Below are 18,771 nucleotides of genomic sequence, written 5' to 3' on the forward strand. Positions count from 1 at the left end.
CTGCGGTTTTTTTGTTTTTGGACATCGCTCTACGACAGTGAAATCCGTTACTGCTCGGTCTCGAGGATCGACGTGGCGTGGGCATTACGTACTCTGGCAAACCACCAGAGAGCCGCCACGCCCAGCAGCGTCGCCAGCACGGCCAGAATCAGAATCACACGTTGCGTCCCCAATGGCGCCGCGAGCAGTGCGACCAGCAGACCGGCCAGCGGTTGCGACAAGTTGTTGAGCAGGGTGATCACGCCCACAGTCTTGCCGAAGTCCTGAGGGGGAATGACTCGCTGGCGAATGCTGCGCATGTAAACGTTGAACATCTTGTCGAAACCGACGATCAGCAGGAAACCCAGCACATAACCCGCCAGGTTCGGGCTCAGGGCGCTAATGAAGGCGCCGGCGGCGAGCATCGAACAGGCAACGCCACCCAGTACGCGCAACGGCAATACCACCCGGGCGAGGAAAAACAGAATCACGATGGTGGTCACCGCGCCAGCCGCTTGCAGCACGGCGTAGTCGTCCTTGCCGGCGCTGTATTGACCCAGCACCATGGCCGCCGAAGTGGCCAAGGTGACTCCGACAATCAGGTTGACCCCCACAGCCAGTGTGATGATCTTTTTCAGCTCCGCCTGTTCGCGGATATGCCTGAAAGCGATGCGCAGAGGCTGCAGCCAGATGTCCTGATGCTGCTCGAACACCTCCAGGGCGATACGGCTGAAACGTTGCCACACCAGCATGCTGAGGTCGGCCAGCAGGAACAGTCCGGCCACCCACAGCACCACCCAGTGCCAAGCCGAAAACTCCAGCAGCAATGCCGCCACCAAGGGCCCCAGAACCAGTCCGGTCTGGTCGGCTATCTGCGAGTAGGAAAGGGTTTTGGTGTAGCTGTAGTGTTGGAAGATATGCGGCATCAGCACTTCGCGGGCCATGATGCCCTGAGTCGTCAGCACGCCGCACAGCGCTGACAGCACCACCAGCCATGCGATACCGCCGAAGACGGCATAAAGCCCTACTGCCAGCACGCAGAGCAGCGCCCGGTAGACCTGACTGATGTGCAGGATTCTGATGGGCGAGAACTTGTCGCACAGGGCCCCGCACAACGGAAACGCGAGAAAACGCGGCAGCGACTCGACGAAGAACGCAAGCCCCGCCCAGGACGCGCTGTTGGTGGTCTGGAATACCACCAACGGCACGATGAACAACAGGATCTGGTCCGCCAACCGCGACAGGAACAGCGAGATGAAAAAAGCCAGGTAATCCTTGCGCATGATGACTCCTGTCGGTGGGCGTTTTGGGCGTGATATGAAACCAGAATCCGCCGCCTCCGCAAGCGGCGGTCATATCTGATCGGAGAAAAACCGTTCGGCTGCGAACCCGACGAGATTCCCCCGCATGGGTTATACCTGAACCGGTGCCTTCGCCGCAGTCAGGAGAAACCGATGAAAACTTCCGGTCCCAGTCCCGTCATCACCATCGCCGAGCAGCCAGGCTGCCTGCTTGTGAAATTCCACGGCATACAAGTCGCCGCCTCGGCCCGAGCGCTGGTGCTGCTCGAAGCCAATTACCCGCCGGTCTACTACATCCCGCGCGAAGACATCGACGAAAAATACTTCGCCCGCACCGACCACACCACCTACTGCCCGTACAAGGGCGATGCCAACTATTTCAGTCTGCAAGTGCCGGGGCATGAAGGGGCGAATGCGGTGTGGACGTACGAAAATCCGAAGATTTCGGTGAGCCAGATCAAGGACTATGTGGCGTTTTATCCCGATCAGGTGAAATTTGAATTGCTGGAGGCGGAGGTTTGAGATCCAGCAGAGTGGCGAGGGCATTGCGCCCCCGCCACACGAATATCAATCAGTTCTTGTCCAGATCGATATTCTTCGTCTCACGCAGACAGATCATTCCCACCACCAGGCTCACCCCGGTAATCAGCACCGGGTACCACAGCCCGTAGAAGATATCCCCGGTGTACACCACCAGCGCAAACGACACGGTCGGCAGGAAACCGCCGAACCAGCCGTTACCGATGTGGTACGGCAGGGACATCGAGGTGTAGCGGATGCGGGTCGGGAACAGTTCGACCATCAGCGCCGCGAGCGGGCCGTAGCACATGGCGGAGATGATGATCAGGCCGACGATCAGGGCCACGATCATCGGTTTGTTGATCTGCTGCATGTCAGCCTGTTGCGGATAACCGGCGAGGGTGATGGCACCGCGCAGTGCCGCTTCGTCGAAGCCGTCGAGTTTCACATCGCCGACGCTCACCTGCACCGTGCTGCCCGCTGGGGCGGCGACGCTGGAGTAGGGCAGGCCTTGCTTGACCAGGAAGGTCTTGACCTTGTCGCACGGGCTGTCGAATTTGGCCTTGCCCACCGGATCGAACTGGAAGGTGCAGGTCGCCGGGTCAGCCACCACGGTGATCGGTGCCTGACGGCTGGCGTGGTCGATGGCCGGGTTGGCGTAGTGGGCCAGGGATTTGAAGATCGGGAAGTACAGCGCGGTGGCCAGCAGCAGGCCGAGCATCAGCACCGGTTTGCGCCCTACCTTGTCCGACAGCCAGCCGAAAATGATGAAGAACGGCGCGCCGATCACCACGCTGATGATCAACAGACTGTTGGCCACCGCCGGGTCCATTTTCAGGAACTGGGTGAGGAAGAACAGCACGTAGAACTGCGCCGCATAAAAGGTCACCGCCTGGCCGGCGTTGATGCTGAACAGTGCGATCAGCACTACCTTGAGGTTTTCCCATTTACCAAAGGATTCGCGGATCGGCGCCTTGCTGGCCTTGCCTTCCTCTTTCATTTTCAGATAGGCCGGCGACTCGTGCAGGCTCAGGCGAATCCAGGTGGAAATGCCCAGCAGCACGATCGACAGCAGGAACGGAATGCGCCAGCCCCAGACTTCGAACTGATCGCCGGTGAAGTAGCGGCAACCGAGCACCACCAGCAGCGACAGCAGCAGACCGAGGGTGGCAGTGGATTGAATCCAGCTTGTGTGGAAACCGCGTTTGCCGATCGGCGCGTGCTCCGCCACGTAAGTTGCGGCGCCGCCATATTCGCCGCCAAGGGCCAGGCCCTGCAGCATGCGCAACACAACAAGAATGATCGGTGCGGCGATGCCGATGCTGGCGTAGGTCGGCAGCAGGCCCACGGCGAACGTCGCCACACCCATCAGAATGATGGTTGCGAGGAAGGTGTATTTGCGCCCGATCATGTCCCCCAACCGCCCGAACACCAGCGCCCCGAACGGCCGCACGATGAAGCCTGCAGCAAACGCCATGAGCGCGAAGATGAACGCGGTGGTGTCGTTGACTCCGGCGAAGAACTGCTTGCTGATGACCGCCGCCAGGGCGCCGTAGAGAAAGAAGTCATACCACTCGAACACCGTCCCCAGGGACGAGGCGAAGATGACTTTTCGGGTATCGGGGCTGGCGTCCGTGCTGCGCACGGCGTCCAGCGGTTGAGCGTGTTCTGACATATCGGTATCCCTCACAGTGATTGTTTTTGTTGTTTCCACTGTCGGCGCCGACCTTGTGGGCGTGCGCCGCTGTTCCTTTGGTCAAGAGAGTGCGGTCAGTGCTTTTTCTTCGGCGGGAAAACTCCGGGCGGTTGGGGTGAGAATCAGCTGAGCCGCTTTTTCAGCAATCATCAGCGTAGGCGAACAGGTGTTGCCCGAGGTAATGCGCGGCATGATCGACGCATCGGCAATCCGCAGGCCCGGTACGCCGTGCACGCGCAACTGCGCATCGACCACCGCGTCCGCGTCGTTGCCCATGCGACAGGTGCCGACCGGGTGGAAAATCGTCGTGCCGATCTTCGCCGCCGCTTCGTGCAGTTGTTCTTCGGTTTGCAGGCTGGCGCCTGGCAGGTATTCCACCGGGTTGAAGGCTTGCAGGGCCGGGGCGCTGACGATGCGCCGGGTCAGGCGAATCGCATCGGCGGCCACGCGCAGGTCTTCGGGATGGCTGAGGTAATTGGGTTGAATCAGCGGGGCTTCTTTCGGATCGGCGGAGCGGATCTCGACCCGACCACGGCTCTGCGGCCGCAAATCACACACCGACGCGGTGAACGCAGGGAAGCTGTGCAGCGGTTCGCCAAAACGCTCCAGCGACAGCGGCTGCACGTGATATTCGAGGTTGGCCGAGGTCTGTTCCGGCCCGGATCGGGCAAACGCGCCCAGCTGACTCGGCGCCATCGACAAAGGCCCGCTGCGGTCATACAGATAGCGCAGGCCCATGCCCATCTTGCCCCACACACTGCCGGCGATCTGGTTGAGGGTGCGGGCGTTTTCCAGTTTGTAGATCAGGCGCAGTTGCAGGTGATCCTGCAGGTTGCCGCCGACACCGGGTAGCTCATGTACCACGCCGATCCCGAGCTTTTCGAGCAGCGGACGCGGGCCGATTCCGGAGCGTTGCAGAATGCTCGGCGAGCCCACGGAGCCGGCGCACAACACGATCTCCTTGCGCGCCTTGAAACTCTTTTGTTGACCCTGCCACCGGGCGCTGACTTTCGAAGCGCGACCGTCCTCGAACAACACGCGATCAACCTCGACGTCAGTCAACACCGTGAGATTGGCCCGATCGCGAATCGGCTTCAGAAACGCCTTCGCCGCGTTCCAGCGTACCCCGGCTTTCTGATTGACCTGAAAGTAGCCGCAACCCTCGTTGTCGCCCTGGTTGAAGTCATCGATGCTGGCGATGCCGCTCTGCTCGGCAGCACTGCGGAAGGCATCGAGAATCGGCCACGACAGGCGCTGGCGTTCGACTCGCCACTCACCCTTGTCGCCATGAAAATCCGCCGCGCCGGCGAAGTGGTTTTCGCTCTGCTTGAACAGTGGCAGCACGTCGTTCCAGGCCCAGCCCGGATTACCCTCGGCAGCCCAGCCGTCATAGTCGTTGGCCTGGCCGCGCATGTAGATCATGCCATTGATCGACGAACAGCCGCCCAGCACCTTGCCGCGCGGATAACTCAGCGCGCGGCCATTGAGGCCCGGTTGCTCTTCGGTCTTGAAGCACCAGTCGGTGCGCGGGTTGCCGATGCAGAACAGGTAACCCACGGGGATGTGAATCCACGGGTAGTTGTCGCGCCCGCCGGCCTCCAGCAACAGCACGCGCTGCTGCGGATCCGCCGACAGCCGATTGGCCAGCAAACACCCGGCCGGCCCGGCGCCGACCACGATGTAATCGAATTCATCGAGGGAAGTCTGCATTCCCTGACCTCGCTTATTGTTTTTGTTATCGATCATCCTAGTTGTTAGCTTTCGTCAAAAGAATGTTAGTTTTTGCGCAGCCGCTGTGCGTTTTCAAACAGCGCTTCCTGACGATAGCCGACAAGGACAAGCCATGTTCGACTGGAACGACCTGCGGTTCTTTCTTGAGTTGCAACGCTGCGGGCGCTTGCTCACTGCCGCCCGCCGCCTGAACACCACTCACGCCACCGTGGCCCGGCATATCGAGGCCATCGAAAAAAGCCTCGGCACCGCGCTCTTCGTCCAGCACGCCCAAGGCTACGAAATGACACCGGCGGGGGAGGCGCTGCTCAAACACGCCGAAGCGATGGAAAACGTCGCGCTGCTCGCCCAGGAAGAAATCACCCAGTCCACCGCACCGCTGGGCAAGATTCGCGTCGGCGTCACGGAAGGGCTGGGCATCATGTTTTTGGCCAGCCGCATGATCGGGTTGTTCGAACGCTATCCGGGGCTGGAAGTGGAACTGGTGGCGGTACCGCGCTTCGTCAGCATCCTCAACCGCGAGGCGGAAATCAGCATTCACCTGGAACGGCCGGCGGCGGACATGCTGGTCACCCGCAAACTCACCGATTACCGGCTCGCGCTCTATGCCAGCCGCGCCTACCTGGACAACGCGCCGCCATTGCGCAGCCGCGAGGATCTTGGCCGGCATGCGTGGATCGGCTATGTCGATGATCTGCTGTTCAGTCAGGAGCTGATGTTTCTCAACAGCTTCTGCCGCAACCCACGGGTGGTGTTTCACAGCACCAGCGTGATCGCCCAGCAGCAGGCGGCGCGCTCGGGGCTGGGGATTGCGGTGCTGCCTTGTTACATGGCGGCGTCAGATCCGGATCTGGTGGCGCTGTTGCCGGATGAGAGCATCGAGCGCAGTTACTGGATCAGCACGCGGCGCGAGTTGCACAAATCGGTGCGGTTGCGGGTGGTCTGGGATTACGTGGTGGGGTTGTGCGAAGGCGAGCGCGAGTTGTTGATGGGCCAGTAAAGAAGCTGTTTCATGCAACTAAAACGCTTGGCAAAAGGTCATTCGATTTGCGGAGGTTGAGTCATCTCGCAGAACCTCGACAACGAAGACGTTACCCGTGGCCACTCACCTCGATCGCCGCAATAACCTGTCCCTCGACAGCCTGAATTTCTTCCTCGCCGACGTGCGTGACGGGCTCGGTCCTTATCTCGCGATTTACCTGTTGGCGGTTCACCACTGGGAGCCGGCGAGCATTGGTCTGGTGATGACGATTGCCGGGATCGCCGCGCTCATCACGCAGACCCCGGCAGGCGCACTGGTTGACAGCACGCGCTTCAAACGGGCGCTGATCGCGATTGCCGCGCTGGTGGTCACCGCAAGCTGTCTGCTGCTGCCGTTTGTGACGTCGTTCAGCCTGGTGGCGGTGACGCAAGCTATCAGTGCCGTCGCCGCTTCGATTTTCGCGCCGGCCATTTGCGCGATCACCCTCGGCATTACCGGGCCTCGTGCCTTCACGCGAAGAACCGGGCGCAACGAAACTTTCAATCACGCCGGCAACGCCTGCGCCGCGTTGTTGGCCGGTTTGTCCGCGTACCTGTTCGGCCCGGTCGCGGTGTTTTATTTGATGGCGGTCATGGCGCTGGCCAGTGTGATTGCCGTTTCCTTTGTGTCGGCAGACGCGATTGACCACGATCTCGCCCGAGGCCTGAATCCCAGCGAAACGGGGCAGGGCAAGCAGCCTTCGGGGCTTTCCGTGTTGCTCACCAACCGACCGTTGCTGATGTTTGCGATTTGCTGCGCGCTGTTTCATCTGGCGAACGCGGCGATGTTGCCGCTGGTGAGTCAGAAACTGGCGCAGGCCAATCTGCAGATGGCCACGCCGCTCACGTCCGCCTGCATCGTCGCGGCGCAACTGGTGATGGTGCCGGTCGCGCTGCTGGTGGGAGCGAAAGCGGATCTGTGGGGACGCAAGCCGTTGCTGCTGGCGGGGTTTCTGATCCTGCCGTTGCGTGGCGTGTTGTATGTGCTGTCGAACGATCCGTGGTGGCTGGTTTCGGTGCAGTTGCTCGATGGCATCGGCGCGGGGATTTTCGGCGCGCTGTTTCCGGTGGTGGTGAAAGACCTGACGCAGGGGACCGGGCATTTCAATGTCAGTCTCGGGGCGATTTCAACGGTGTTCGGTCTGGGTGCTGCATTGAGCAACAGTCTGGCGGGCATCGTGGTACAAGAGGCCGGTTACAGCGTTGCGTTCCTCACCTTGGCGGGGGTGGCGATGGCGGCGCTGGTGCTGCTTTGGGTGGCGGTGCCGGAGACGGTGTCGCGCCCCGATGCCGACTCAATCACCCTGCAAGGCAGGGCGCCGCCGATGGTTGCGCCTTGACTCAAACGGTCTCAAGACCTGGTCAACCAGCGGGAATCGACAGCGTCGCCCGCAGGCCTCCCTCGACCCGGTTTTCCAGGGTGATCCGCCCACCCAGACGGGTGGCGATGGTATTGACGATGGTCAGCCCCAGGCCCGCGCCCTCGGGATTGCCCCGGCTGTAGAACCGTTCGAACAGTCGTGCCCGGTCCGCTTCATCGATACCCGGCCCCTGATCTTCAACGCTCAAATGGTAAAACCCGTCGGTCTGGGTCAATTGCACGCTGATCACGCCTTGCTCCGGGGAGAAGTTGGCGGCGTTGGTGATGAGGTTGTTCAGGGCAATGTCGATGGTGGCAGCATCGGCGAACGCTGGAAAAGGTTGTTCGCTGACGTCGAAGGCCAGTTCCAGATGCTTGCTCAGCAGCCATGGCGTGAGCTGCACCAGACTGTTGCGCACGGTGTCGCCAAGGTCGATGCGTTGGTTGGCAGGCGCACTGGCCTTGGGTTCGAGGCGGGCCATGGTCAGCAACTGATTGACCAGTCGGCTGGTTCGATCCACGCCGGCAATCAGAAACTCGAGTGACTCGCGACGTTCCTGCTCGGTGCCGGCTTCCAGCAGGTTTTGCGCGTGTACCCGCAGAACCGCCAGCGGCGTGCGCATTTCGTGGGCGGCGTCGGCGATGAACCGGCGCTCGCGACCGAGCACTTCCTGGATCTGCGCAAGCATGCGGTTGAGCGCGGCCTGCATTGGTTCCAGTTCGCTGGGCAGCGGCGTCAGTTGCAGCGGTTCGAGGGCGCCACTGTGGCGGGCGCGCAGGGTCGCCGCCATGTTGGCCAAAGGCTTGAGACCCCAGCCGATGGCCAGCCAGATCATCGCCGCCAGGATCAGACTGCCGATCACGTTCGGCCACAGGGTATGGCGGACGATCCGGTCAACCAGATCCGCTCGCACGTCACCGCGTTCACCCACCCAGATGCGCAAACCGTTCTGTCGGTCTTCCAGGACAAACGCCCGCCAGTGGCGCTTGTTCAAATCCACCACATCACTGAAGCCTGGCTGGATCGGCGGCGTGCTGAAGGAGGGCGCGCTGGCGGTATGCACCAGGACCTCGCCCTTGGCATTCCAGACCTGAAAGGCGAGCTTTCTCTCGTAGGGATGGCCGTCACCCTTGGGCACGGCTTCAGCCAGGGCCGAGTTGAACGCCCGATAAAGATCCGCGTGCTCCTGCCCCGGCAACGGCATGCGCATCACACCTTGCAGCAACCGTGCGTTCTGCGCCAGTTGCGCGTCGTAGACTTCGGCGATTTCGTGGTTGCTGTCGTGCAGATTGAACAGGCTGAGCACGGTCAGACCGGCGAGCATCAGGCCGATGATCAGGGTCAGAGTGCGGCGCCGGATCGAGGTCATCGGCGCTCCTCCACCAGATAACCCACGCCGCGAATGGTGCGGATCAGGTCGGTGGAGAATTTCTTGCGCAGGTGATGAATATGCACTTCGAGAGTGTTGCTTTCGGCTTCTTCGTTCCAGCCGTAAAGCAGTTGTGTGAGGTGGTCGCGGGTCATGACCCGACCCGGCGGCGAGAGCAGTTCGTGCAACAACTGATATTCCTTGGGCGTGAGCACCACCGGCTGCCCCAGGTAGCTGACTTGCTGGGTGCCGGGGTTGAGGCTGATGCCGGCATGTTCGATCAGCATCTGCGCGCGTCCGGCACTGCGTCGCAGCAGGGCGCGCAGGCGGGCCTTGAGCTCGGCCAGGTCGAAGGGTTTGATCAGATAGTCGTCGGCGCCGGCATCCAGCCCCGCGATGCGGTCTTCGGTGGCATCACGGGCGGTGAGGATCAGCACCGGCAGGTTCGAACCGCTGCCACGCAGACGACGCAGGACTTCGAGCCCGTCCATGCGCGGCAGGCCGAGATCGAGCACCGCCAGATCAAAGGTTTCGCTGAGCAGGGCGTGCAGGGCGCTGCTGCCGTCCTTGAGCCAGTCGACGGTGTAACCCTCGCGCCCCAGCGCCTGATGAATGCCCTCGCCGAGGGCCACGTCATCCTCGATCAGTAATAAACGCACACGGACTCCTGTCAGTCGAGTTTCTTGTTCACGTCCACCAGCAACGCGGCGATCTCTTTGCGGCGCCCGGCGTCGGCACTTTCCCGGCCTGGGCGTGGAGCGGCTTGCAGGGCCTTGAGCAGCGCTGCTTTGGCTTCAGCGTAGCGTTTTTGACGGTAAAGGTGATCGCCCCAGAAGTACAGACTGTCGATTCCCTCGGGGTTGAGTTGCAGGGCTTGTTTGAGCAGTTGTTCAGCCTTGTCGCTGTCGCCGAACCCGATCGGCCAGCCCGGTACCCGGTCGTACAGCGCGGCAAGGCTGGTGTAGGCCGAACCTTGCAATGCCTTGGGGTCGAGGGTCAGGGATTTTTCCAGATCGGCCTTGGCGTCCTTGGCTTTGCCCAGGGCCCCGAGCCCGCCCTCGGCACCGGCCCAACTGCTGGTGACGATGCCTTTCCAGATCCAGGCCTCGGCGACGGCCGGACGTTCGGTGGCGAAGTGCGTTGCCTGGACGGCCAACTGTTCAAATGCAGCGGCGCGCTGTTTTTCCGGTGTTTCGTACTGGATGAGCGCCCAGCTCTGCTGGATGCTGTTGAGGCGTTGTTGATCGGCAGCGTCCAGCGCCCAGACACTTTGACTGAGGGCGCCCAGCAGCACACAGGCGAGAATTTTTTTCATGGTTTCGGCGTCTCGTTTTCAGGTTTTTCACTCAGGCGACGGATCAATGGCAATTGCTTGCGCAGACCGCGATCCACCAGATTGGGCAGCAGGCTGTTGAGGCGTACGAAGAAGCGCTCCGGCCAGCCCAGATAGAGGTCGCGGCGATCACCGGCAATCGCATGGATCACGGCGGCAGCGACGGCTTGCGGATCGTCGACGCTGGATTTGAGTGCGTCGTTCAATGCCTGGGCGGCGGGGCTGTTCATGGCGGTGCGTGTGGCGCGGGGCGCCACGTACAACACACCGACCCGGGTATCCGCCAACTCTCGGCGCAAGGCCTCGGAAAATCCGCGCAAGGCAAACTTGGTCGCGCAATAACTGGCATAACCGGGATAGCCGATCGAACCATAGGTCGAGCCGACGTTGACCACCATGGCACTGTCGGCCTGCTTGAGCAGCGGCAGCAACAGTTTGGTCAGGCAGATCGGCGCACTGATGTTCACCGCCAGCATGGCGTTGATGTCGCTGTCGTCGAGCTGTTCCAGCATTGCGAAATGATTGACCCCGGCGGCGTTGATCAGCAGGTTGATGCCGCCGATGGCCTCGGCGGCGGCCAGCACCTTGCGGCGGTCGCTGAGGAATGTCAGGTCGGCAGCGACCCAGCACAGGTTCTGTGGGTAAAGGTCAAGCAACGGGCGCAGCGATTCCTGATGCCGCGCGACCGCCAGGACCTGCGCACCGGCAGCGCACAAGGCACGCGTGATCGCCATTCCGATGCCGCCGCTGGCACCGGTCAACACCACACGGGCTTCATGCAGCTGCATGTTGAGCCTCCGCGTCACGGGGCAGGCCGCGGAACATGTCGGTGTAGAGCCGATAGACGACTTTCGAGGCATGGATCACCGCCGCCTGGTCGGCCGGATCTTCCAGCTGATTCATCAGCCGGCGATAGGTTTGCATGTGCTCGATGTCTAGCGAGCCGTGGGAACTGAGGTAGCTGAACGCCGTTTCCGGCAGGGCCAGACGCTCGCGGATACTGCCCGCCGCATGGGTGGCCAGGGCGATGCTGGTGCCCTCGAGCACGTTGACCATGCCAAACAGACCCACCGGATTGCCTCGGGCGATCAGGTCGTAGAGAAAGCTGACCATCAGCTCGATCGGCAGCGACGGCTGGCCATCACGCACCGCGTTACGGTCTCCGCCACAGGCCTCGATGTCGTTGAGCACCCATTGCTCGTGGCCGTATTCGTCCTCGATGTATTCGCACACGGCTTTGCGCAGCCATTCCAGGTGCGTCGGCAGGCGTGCACCACAGGCCATCATCAGAGGTACGGTGTGACGCACGTGGTAGTAGGCCTGGGCGAGAAACGCGCGATAACTTTCAAGGCTGACCTTGCCTTGCAGCGCATCGAGAATGATCGGCAGATTGAACAGCTCGTGGCGTTCCTGGTGCGTGGCTTCTTGCAGGGTGTCGAAAAAACTCATGGTGCGGATTCCTCGGAAAGGGCGGATTCGGTAAGCACGGCGCGGTACTGCGCGACGATTGCCTCGCGGCGCGGGCGACCGTTGGCGGTGAGCAGGCCGTTGGCGGCCGTGAAAGGTTGTTTGAGACGTGTCCAGTGATGCACCTGGGCGTAATCGGGCAAGGCCTCGTTGGCAGCGGCGACGGCGGCGGCGAGCTGAGCATCGGTGCAGTCCGGACGGTGCGGCCAGAGCAGGGCGTGGTTGTGCGGCAAGGCTTCGCCATACACAAAGGCCTGGGCGATGTGATGACGCTGGGTCAGTTCGGATTCGACCCATTCCGGGTTGACGTTGCGGCCGAAACTGGTGACGAACTGATGCTTCTTGCGGCCCTTGAGGTAGAGAAAACCTTCCGGGTCGAACTCCCCCAGATCGCCGCTGGGCCACCACTCATCGGTGTACGCCGGTTCGCCAAGGTAACCGAGCAGGGTCGAGCCTTTGATCAACACCTCACCGTCTTCGGCCAAGCGCACATCGACGTGGGGCAGGGGCCGCCCGACGCTGCCCGGACGTCGAGCCCCAGGCCGGTTGAGACAGACTACCGAGGCGCACTCGGACAGGCCGTAGCCTTCGTAGACCGGCAGGCCGACCCGTTGCGCGCGGTGCAGCAGATCCTCGGATACCCGTGCACCACCAACGGCGGCAAAACGCAGCGATTGCGGATCGAAGGCTTTCTGTTCGGCGGCGCTGACCAACAGCAAAAGCAATTGCGGCACCAGGATCAGACTCTCGGGTGCCCGGCTGGCCAGACAGCCCAACAAGCGCGGCAGGTCGACGCCGCTGGCGCCCTGGATGCCCAGGGTTTTCTGGCTCGGCACGCTCAGCGTCGCACCGGCGTACAGCGCGGCGTAACAGCCGAGGTTCTCCAGCAGGATCGCCAGCGGCAGCAACGCCACGTGATGTTGAGGGGCTGTGGGTTTGCTGGCCTCTTCCAGCTCCCGAGCGACCCGCAGCAGACTGTCGGCGCTCAGGCACACGCCCTTCGGTGTACCGGTGGTCCCGGAGGTAAACGTCAGTTTGGCGGTGCCGACTGGCAGGCGGTTCGGGCCTTCAAAGGCGCGGCACCAGAATTCACCGCGTCGTTCATAACCGGCGGCGAGCAGTTCGCTCTTCAACTCCGATTCAGCGATCACCCGTTCGGCTTGGCTTTGTTCCAGGCAATGGGCACGTTGTGCCGGACTGAAGAACGGCGGCAGGGTCACGCACGTCAAGCCTTCAAACAACGCCGCCAGATCCCAGAGTATGGCCTCGACACCGTTATCCAGTGCCAGGGCAATGACCTTCACGTTTTCATCGCGCAAGCGCTGCTGGCGGTACATCACCTCGGCGTACAGCGTCGTGTAGCTGATTTTCAGCGTGTCGCCCCACAACGCCAGGGCGTTGTCATTGCGTCCTGCATGGCTGCGCAGGGTTTCCTGGAATCGTTGCCGTTCAAGCGACATGGCAAGCTCCTTCGATAGACGTCGGCAATCCCAGCCGGCTGAACAGACCGATGTTGCGCAGATGGATGAAACCGGAGCGGATATTGCCCACGTGCACCCAGGGTTTGCTTTCGTAGTAACTGCCCCAGTGGTGACGGTCATCGCCCAGACGCTCCGGGTCAGCGGCGCACAGCGTCACCGGTTTCAGACCCAGGCGATGGAAGCTGTTGACCAGTCCGATATTGCCGGTGAAGGTCACCCATTCCAGACCGCCCATGGCCAACAGGTAAGTGATGGCAATGATGCTCAGGCGTGCGCTGCCGGTGTCGTTGGCGGCAAGGTTGCCGACTTCGACAATCGCGCTGCGCTCCACCGGATGGTCTGCCGCCGCGCTGATCAACGGCTCGATCGGTTCATCCAGGTAACGTTCGAGAAAAAGTGGTTCAAGGTGCGCACGACGTACTCCAGCGACCGCGCACAAGTCCCCGGAGTCGTTGTGCACACCAAACAGTTCAGGCATGAAATGGCGGATATCGGCGCCGTGGGCCTTGCGAAAACGTTGTTGAATAAACGCTTCGAACGCCGCCCGTTGAGCGTCGCCGGGTTGGGCGCTCGACAGCTGCATCTGCGGTGTTTCGCCTTGGCCAAAACGCAGGGGCAGGTGGATGTTCCAGTCAGAATCGGGCATGGGCTGAACGCCTCCCTCAATAGGTTTGAGTGGAGTATCCGGACCATTTCTTAACGAAGTCTGAAGGTGAAAAAAGGTTAACGAACGACGGATCTTCAGATTGTCTTAAGACTGTCACGGCAGTGTGACGCCGTCGGTTCGCCCGGCAACCGGATCGAGACAGCCGAACGAGTCGGCCGTCGCTTACAACAATCACGAGGCAACTATGACCCGCGACATGGCCGCACCCCGTTATGGAAAACTGTCGATCACCTTGCACTGGCTGATGCTGGCGCTGTTCGTGGGCGTGTATGCCTGCGTTGAAATCAAAGGCTTCATGCCCCGAGGCAGCGAAGCGCGGGGCCTGTTAATGGGCCTGCACGGGATGTTCGGCGCGAGCATTTTCGTTCTGGTGTGGGTGCGCCTGTTTGGCCGCCTGACGCCGCGTCCGCCGATCACCCCCAAACCGCCTGCCTGGCAGACGGCAATCGCGCACCTGATGCACCTGGCCCTGTATGGGCTGATGATCGCCACCCCGGTGCTGGCCTGGCTGATGCTCGCGGCCGGCGACAAACCTTTTCCGTATTTCGGCTTTCATGTGCCGGCGCCGGTGGCGGTCGATCCGGATCTGGCCAAGCAGATCAAGAGCTGGCACGAGCTGATCGGCAATGCCGGTTACTGGCTGATCGGCCTGCATGCCGCTGCCGGACTGTTCCATCATTACTGGGTCGGCGACGACACCCTGGACCGGATGCTGGGCGGGCGCAATCGCTCCTGAGGACCAGGCCCGCTCAGTCAGCCAGGTGTTCCGGCGACACCACCCATACGCTGCACGGAATCTTGTACAGCAGGTGTTCTACCGTGCTGCCGACCAGCCGGCCTGCGCCGCGATGGCCGACGCGGCCCATGACGATCATGTCGATGTCATACCCGCTCGCGTAGCTGCACAGCACCTTGGCCGGGTTGCCCATGACCATGTGCTGACGCTCGTCCGGAATGCCGTTGCGCTCGGCCAGTTCGCGAAAGGCGGCAGCCTGGGCATCGAACAGGGACTTGGCGGAGCTGGAGGAGAAGAACGCCGAGGCATTGTTGAAGCCGAATTCACTGGCGCTGATTGATGACAGATCATGGGCATACAGCACGTCGAGTTCGGCATTGCACAGGCTGGCCAGTTTGGCGGCCTCGCGCAGGATCCGGTCGTTGAAGCCGGCGTACTGCCCGTCACGGTGGAACGGGTCCACGGCGGCCAGGATCTTGCGGGGCAGGGCATGCCCGACATGGCTGACGAAATGCAGCGGCACCGGGCATTCGCGCAGCAGGTGAATATCCAGCGGGGTGAACATCAACCGTGACAGGAGCGATTCCGGCTCCAGCGCCTTGATCAACGCCGCCATGGGCTGTTCTCTGAGGTGAATGAGGATTTCCTGTAAGGGCCGTTCCACCCACACCACTTCCGTGGTGACGGTGACCCCGAGCTTGCGCATCGAATGCGCCCGTTCTTCGAGCCACTGACGATGACGCTCGATATAGCCGATTCGCATCTGTTCCAGTGCTTGCTCGTTGACCATGCTGGCGGTCGCCAGACCTTCCAGATAATCGAAAGCCACGATGTGCAGGGCCGCGCCCGCCGCCTTGGCCAGTGCCGCTGCACGGTCGAAGGCAGGGTTGTTTTCCATCAGGGGTGAGGCGACCAGCATGTAACGCGATTGCTCTGACATGACGACTCTCCTTTGGCAGGACACTTGAACCGATGGTTACAGGCTGCGCCAGGCGCGGGGTGGCCGTTTGATCTTTGTCAAACAACCGATGGTCGGCAGAACGCCGTCAGACGGGTGGTCAATCGAGGTGGATGTCGTCGATTGTTGATCATTATCAAACGCTGGCCAGACCGTGCGGCGCAGGCTGGGTTACGAGTCGAATCCCTCAGGAGAATGCTCATGGCCACCATGAAAGCCGCGATTTTCGTCGAGAACAATCGCATCGTGCTCGACGACAAGCCGATCCCCGAAGTTGGCCCGCAGGACGCTTTGATTCGAATAACCACCACGACTATATGCGGTACGGATGTGCATATCCTGCGCGGCGAATACCCGGTGGCGCAGGGTTTGACGGTCGGTCACGAGCCGGTGGGCTTCATCGAGCGTCTGGGATCACAGGTGCGCGGGTTTGTAGAGGGGCAACGCGTGATTGCCGGCGCCATCACTCCCAGTGGGCAAAGTTATGCTTGCCTGTGTGGCTGTGGTTCTCAGGACGGGCCGGACACTCGTCATGGTTTCCGGGCCATCGGCGGGTGGAAGTTCGGCAACACCATCGATGGCTGCCAGGCCGAATACGTCTTGGTGCCCGATGCCATGGCCAATCTGTGTCCAATACCGGACGGCCTCAGTGATGAACAAGTGCTGATGTGTCCTGACATCATGTCCACCGGTTTTTCCGGTGCCGAACGGGGCGAGGTGAGCATCGGCGACAGCGTCGCCGTATTCGCCCTCGGCCCCATTGGTCTGTGTGCAGTCGCCGGTGCCCGGCTCAAAGGCGCCAGCACGATCATCGGTGTCGATGCGGTGGCCGAACGCATGACGGTAGCGCGTCGATTGGGGGCCACGCATGTCGTCAATTTTCGCGAGGGCGATGTGGTCGAGCAGATCATGGCCCTCACCGATGGGCGCGGTGTCGATGTCGCGATCGAGGCACTGGGCACACAAGGTACCTTTGAATCGGCGTTGCGCGTGCTGCGTCCGGGCGGCCGCTTGTCGAGCCTGGGTGTTTACTCGAGCAACCTGCACATACCCCTCGACGCCTTTGCGGCCGGGTTGGGCGATTACAGCATCGTCACCACCCTGTGCCCCGGCGGGAAAGAGCGTATGCGGCGTTTGATGGCGGTCGTGCAGAGCGGCATGGTTGACCTGTCACCGCTGGTGACTCACCGATTCAAACTGGATGACATCGAAGCAGCCTATGACTTGTTTGCGCACCAGCGTGACGGGGTGATGAAAGTGGCGATTACACCGTGAAGGTGCAGGTCCTGCCGCTCACGGGACGAGCACGATCGCGCCGTTGAATTGCCCGGCGCGCAATCGCTCCAGTGCCTGATTGGCTTCTTCGAGCGCAAACAGGGTGGTGTCGCAGTGCACCGGGGCGTGCTGCAGCTCCGCGAAAAAAGCCGTGCCATCTTCGCGGGTCAGGTTGGCCACCGAGCGGACGCTGCGCTCGCCCCACAGCAGCCGGTAGGGGAAGGCCGGAATGTCACTCATGTGAATTCCGGCGCAGACCACGCCCCCCCCTTTGGCCGTGACAGCCAGCGCCAACGGCACCAGGGCCCCGACCGGGGCGAAGATCAGACTGGCATCGAGCAGGTGTGGCGGTGGCTGATCCGAAGGCCCGGCCCATTCGGCGCCCAGCGATCGGGCGTAGCGCTGGCCTTCGCTGTCATCCGGTCGTGTAAAGGCATACACCTTCTGTTTGCGTGCGCGTGCGACCTGAATCGCCAGATGCGCCGCAGCCCCGAAACCGTAAAGCCCCAAATGGCGCGCCTCCCTGGCCATTTGCAATGCGCGAAAACCGATCAGCCCTGCGCACAGCAGCGGCGCAGCCTGGGTATCGGAAAGGGTTTCAGGAATGACCAGGCAGAAACGGGCGTCGGCCACGAGGTACTCGGCATAACCACCGTCGAGATGGCAACCGGTGAACTGGGCCTTGTCGCAAAGGTTTTCCCGGCCCGTGCGGCAAAACGAACACTGACCGCAGGTTCGGCCCAGCCAGGGAACGCCGACCCTTCGGCCGACCCATTCGGGCCCGACATCGCTACCGACGGCCGAGACGGCGCCGACCACCTCATGCCCCGGCACCCGTGGCAACCGTGCCTGAGGCAACTCACCGTCGACCAGATGCAGATCGGTACGGCACACCCCGCAGGCCAAAACCTTGATCAACAACTGGTGTGAGCCGGGCGTGGGAATGGGCCGCTCTTCAAGTATCAAAGGCTGGCCGGGGCGGTGCAGAACCATGGCGCGCATGACGTCACTCCCGTCGGCAGGGTCACCGCAGGTGACGATGGCAGCCGACGATCAACTGCTTGAGCCCATCCATGTTCTGAATGGTGACGTCGCGGCCGGCGATTTCCACCAGCCCCATGTCGCGCAGGTGGGCGATGCCGCGACAGATGGTTTCGAGGCGCAGGCCCAGGTAAGAGCCGATCTCCTCCCGACGCATCTTCAACACAAAGCAGCGCGACGAATAACCACGAGAGTTCAAGCGTTGCGACATGTTCAACAGGAACGCTGCCAAGCGTTCATCCGAGCTCATGTTGCCCAGCATCATCAGCATGTCGTGATCGCGAACGATCTCCCGGCTGAGGATCTTGTTCAGGTTGTGCTGCAGTGATGGCAGCTCCCTGGCCAGTTTTTCCAGATGACCGAAATGGATGGGGCAGACTTCGCTGTCTTCCAGCGCGACTGCATCGCAGGTGTGCAGATCCGAACTGATGGCGTCCAGACCGAGCATTTCACCGGCAATCTGGAACCCGGTGACTTGCTCGCGACCGTCGATCGACAGCACGCTGGTCTTGAACGAGCCCAGCCGCACGGCATAAAGCGAGCGCAAGGGGTCGCCGGCACGGTAGAGCGCCACACCTTTTTTGACCTTCGATCTCTGCACGATCAGCGTGTCCAGACGCTCGATTTCCCCACCGGTCAAGCCGAGCGGCAGACAGAGCTCCAGCACGCTGCAACTGGAGCATGCGGTTTTGAGATGCTGGTCGTGGTACGCGCGAGTTTCTGCCACCAGGAAACCCTCCCCGTCACCTGTTGAGCATAGTTCTCAAGGCGCCTTGGACACGCAAAAAGTGTCGTGAGCCCAGCTGAAACGACGAACGGAGCCGTTGCTGTCGAATA

Annotated in this window: 18 protein-coding genes; 5 read left to right on the top strand and 13 right to left on the bottom strand. The window is 61.8% G+C overall.

The window, feature by feature from the left end; translation table 11 throughout:
* Window positions 1–47 precede the first annotated feature (47 nt).
* Complete coding sequence (locus CAF74_RS09185; protein WP_085746132.1) at window positions 48–1,262, bottom strand: MFS transporter; 1,215 nt, start codon at window positions 1,260–1,262, stop codon at window positions 48–50.
* A gap of 171 nt (window positions 1,263–1,433) precedes the next feature.
* On the opposite strand from CAF74_RS09185, the gene CAF74_RS09190 reads away from it, so the two are divergent.
* The gene (locus CAF74_RS09190; RefSeq protein ID WP_064379499.1) at window positions 1,434–1,802 is read left to right on the top strand and encodes a DUF427 domain-containing protein; all 369 of its coding nucleotides are present in this window, start codon (window positions 1,434–1,436) and stop codon (window positions 1,800–1,802) included.
* A 49-nt stretch (window positions 1,803–1,851) separates the two neighbouring features.
* Here CAF74_RS09190 and CAF74_RS09195 read toward each other — a convergent pair whose 3' ends face one another.
* Window positions 1,852–3,474, bottom strand: a complete 1,623-nt coding sequence (locus CAF74_RS09195) for an MFS transporter (RefSeq protein ID WP_085746133.1) — start codon at window positions 3,472–3,474, stop codon at window positions 1,852–1,854.
* A gap of 81 nt (window positions 3,475–3,555) precedes the next feature.
* Window positions 3,556–5,205 carry a GMC family oxidoreductase gene (locus CAF74_RS09200; RefSeq protein ID WP_085746134.1) on the bottom strand — a complete coding sequence of 550 codons (1,650 nt, stop codon included), beginning with the start codon at window positions 5,203–5,205 and terminating at the stop codon, window positions 3,556–3,558.
* A 133-nt stretch (window positions 5,206–5,338) separates the two neighbouring features.
* On the opposite strand from CAF74_RS09200, the gene CAF74_RS09205 reads away from it, so the two are divergent.
* Together CAF74_RS09205 and CAF74_RS09210 are read left to right on the top strand one after the other, a co-directional pair.
* Window positions 5,339–6,226: a LysR family transcriptional regulator gene (locus CAF74_RS09205; RefSeq protein ID WP_085746135.1), complete on the top strand. Its 888-nt coding sequence runs from the start codon at window positions 5,339–5,341 to the stop codon at window positions 6,224–6,226.
* Window positions 6,227–6,323: 97 nt separating this feature from the next.
* Complete coding sequence (locus tag CAF74_RS09210) at window positions 6,324–7,586, top strand: MFS transporter (protein WP_085746136.1); 1,263 nt, start codon at window positions 6,324–6,326, stop codon at window positions 7,584–7,586.
* A 22-nt stretch (window positions 7,587–7,608) separates the two neighbouring features.
* Here CAF74_RS09210 and CAF74_RS09215 read toward each other — a convergent pair whose 3' ends face one another.
* The 7 genes from CAF74_RS09215 to CAF74_RS09245 are packed head-to-tail and all read right to left on the bottom strand — an operon-like array spanning window position 7,609 to window position 13,903.
* Complete coding sequence (locus CAF74_RS09215; protein ID WP_085746137.1) at window positions 7,609–8,976, bottom strand: ATP-binding protein; 1,368 nt, start codon at window positions 8,974–8,976, stop codon at window positions 7,609–7,611.
* A complete protein-coding gene (locus tag CAF74_RS09220; protein ID WP_064379489.1) occupies window positions 8,973–9,635 on the bottom strand; it encodes a response regulator in 663 nt (220 codons plus the stop codon). The genes CAF74_RS09215 and CAF74_RS09220 overlap by 4 nt, the downstream gene beginning before the upstream one ends.
* An 11-nt stretch (window positions 9,636–9,646) precedes the next feature.
* A complete protein-coding gene (locus CAF74_RS09225) occupies window positions 9,647–10,291 on the bottom strand; it encodes a tetratricopeptide repeat protein (RefSeq protein WP_085746138.1) in 645 nt (214 codons plus the stop codon).
* The gene (locus CAF74_RS09230; RefSeq protein ID WP_085746139.1) at window positions 10,288–11,097 is read right to left on the bottom strand and encodes an SDR family oxidoreductase; all 810 of its coding nucleotides are present in this window, start codon (window positions 11,095–11,097) and stop codon (window positions 10,288–10,290) included. The genes CAF74_RS09225 and CAF74_RS09230 overlap by 4 nt, the downstream gene beginning before the upstream one ends.
* Window positions 11,084–11,758, bottom strand: a complete 675-nt coding sequence (locus tag CAF74_RS09235; RefSeq protein WP_039767068.1) for a TenA family transcriptional regulator — start codon at window positions 11,756–11,758, stop codon at window positions 11,084–11,086. The genes CAF74_RS09230 and CAF74_RS09235 overlap by 14 nt, the downstream gene beginning before the upstream one ends.
* Window positions 11,755–13,236 (bottom strand): AMP-binding protein, encoded by a 1,482-nt coding sequence (locus CAF74_RS09240; protein WP_085746140.1) that lies wholly within the window; start codon window positions 13,234–13,236, stop codon window positions 11,755–11,757. Before CAF74_RS09240 ends, CAF74_RS09235 begins: the two co-directional genes overlap by 4 nt.
* On the bottom strand, window positions 13,226–13,903 hold the full coding sequence (locus CAF74_RS09245; protein WP_085746141.1) for a thermostable hemolysin: 678 nt from the start codon (window positions 13,901–13,903) through the stop codon (window positions 13,226–13,228). The genes CAF74_RS09240 and CAF74_RS09245 overlap by 11 nt, the downstream gene beginning before the upstream one ends.
* A 205-nt stretch (window positions 13,904–14,108) precedes the next feature.
* Here CAF74_RS09245 and CAF74_RS09250 point away from each other — a divergent pair, with 205 nt between their 5' ends.
* Window positions 14,109–14,660: a cytochrome b gene (locus CAF74_RS09250; RefSeq protein WP_085746142.1), complete on the top strand. Its 552-nt coding sequence runs from the start codon at window positions 14,109–14,111 to the stop codon at window positions 14,658–14,660.
* Between the two features lie 13 nt (window positions 14,661–14,673).
* Here CAF74_RS09250 and CAF74_RS09255 read toward each other — a convergent pair whose 3' ends face one another.
* The gene (locus tag CAF74_RS09255) at window positions 14,674–15,600 is read right to left on the bottom strand and encodes a universal stress protein (protein ID WP_085746143.1); all 927 of its coding nucleotides are present in this window, start codon (window positions 15,598–15,600) and stop codon (window positions 14,674–14,676) included.
* Window positions 15,601–15,819: 219 nt separating this feature from the next.
* Here CAF74_RS09255 and CAF74_RS09260 point away from each other — a divergent pair, with 219 nt between their 5' ends.
* Window positions 15,820–16,893 carry an NAD(P)-dependent alcohol dehydrogenase gene (locus tag CAF74_RS09260; protein WP_085746144.1) on the top strand — a complete coding sequence of 358 codons (1,074 nt, stop codon included), beginning with the start codon at window positions 15,820–15,822 and terminating at the stop codon, window positions 16,891–16,893.
* An 18-nt stretch (window positions 16,894–16,911) separates the two neighbouring features.
* Here the strand turns inward: CAF74_RS09260 and CAF74_RS09265 are convergent, their stop codons facing one another.
* Entirely contained in the window at window positions 16,912–17,895 is a 984-nt protein-coding gene (locus tag CAF74_RS09265; protein WP_085746145.1) for a zinc-dependent alcohol dehydrogenase family protein, read from the bottom strand.
* A gap of 22 nt (window positions 17,896–17,917) precedes the next feature.
* Complete coding sequence (gene fnr / locus CAF74_RS09270) at window positions 17,918–18,661, bottom strand: fumarate/nitrate reduction transcriptional regulator Fnr (protein WP_085746146.1); 744 nt, start codon at window positions 18,659–18,661, stop codon at window positions 17,918–17,920.
* Window positions 18,662–18,771 lie beyond the last annotated feature (110 nt).

It is taken from the genome of Pseudomonas sp. R45(2017) (assembly GCF_002112305.1).
Classification (GTDB): Bacteria; Pseudomonadota; Gammaproteobacteria; order Pseudomonadales; family Pseudomonadaceae; genus Aquipseudomonas; species Aquipseudomonas paraglycinae.

Bases quoted from the DNA above. Each gene is read 5' to 3' on its own strand.
- CAF74_RS09185 (WP_085746132.1), bottom strand. From the start codon at position 1,262: ATGCGCAAGGATTACCTGGCTTTTTTCATCTCGCTGTTCCTGTCGCGG.
- CAF74_RS09190 (WP_064379499.1), top strand. From the start codon at position 1,434: ATGAAAACTTCCGGTCCCAGTCCCGTCATCACCATCGCCGAGCAGCCA.
- CAF74_RS09195 (WP_085746133.1), bottom strand. From the start codon at position 3,474: ATGTCAGAACACGCTCAACCGCTGGACGCCGTGCGCAGCACGGACGCC.
- CAF74_RS09200 (WP_085746134.1), bottom strand. From the start codon at position 5,205: ATGCAGACTTCCCTCGATGAATTCGATTACATCGTGGTCGGCGCCGGG.
- CAF74_RS09205 (WP_085746135.1), top strand. From the start codon at position 5,339: ATGTTCGACTGGAACGACCTGCGGTTCTTTCTTGAGTTGCAACGCTGC.
- CAF74_RS09215 (WP_085746137.1), bottom strand. From the start codon at position 8,976: ATGACCTCGATCCGGCGCCGCACTCTGACCCTGATCATCGGCCTGATG.
- CAF74_RS09225 (WP_085746138.1), bottom strand. From the start codon at position 10,291: ATGAAAAAAATTCTCGCCTGTGTGCTGCTGGGCGCCCTCAGTCAAAGT.
- CAF74_RS09230 (WP_085746139.1), bottom strand. From the start codon at position 11,097: ATGCAGCTGCATGAAGCCCGTGTGGTGTTGACCGGTGCCAGCGGCGGC.
- CAF74_RS09235 (WP_039767068.1), bottom strand. From the start codon at position 11,758: ATGAGTTTTTTCGACACCCTGCAAGAAGCCACGCACCAGGAACGCCAC.
- CAF74_RS09240 (WP_085746140.1), bottom strand. From the start codon at position 13,236: ATGTCGCTTGAACGGCAACGATTCCAGGAAACCCTGCGCAGCCATGCA.
- CAF74_RS09245 (WP_085746141.1), bottom strand. From the start codon at position 13,903: ATGCCCGATTCTGACTGGAACATCCACCTGCCCCTGCGTTTTGGCCAA.
- CAF74_RS09250 (WP_085746142.1), top strand. From the start codon at position 14,109: ATGACCCGCGACATGGCCGCACCCCGTTATGGAAAACTGTCGATCACC.
- CAF74_RS09255 (WP_085746143.1), bottom strand. From the start codon at position 15,600: ATGTCAGAGCAATCGCGTTACATGCTGGTCGCCTCACCCCTGATGGAA.
- CAF74_RS09260 (WP_085746144.1), top strand. From the start codon at position 15,820: ATGGCCACCATGAAAGCCGCGATTTTCGTCGAGAACAATCGCATCGTG.
- CAF74_RS09265 (WP_085746145.1), bottom strand. From the start codon at position 17,895: ATGCGCGCCATGGTTCTGCACCGCCCCGGCCAGCCTTTGATACTTGAA.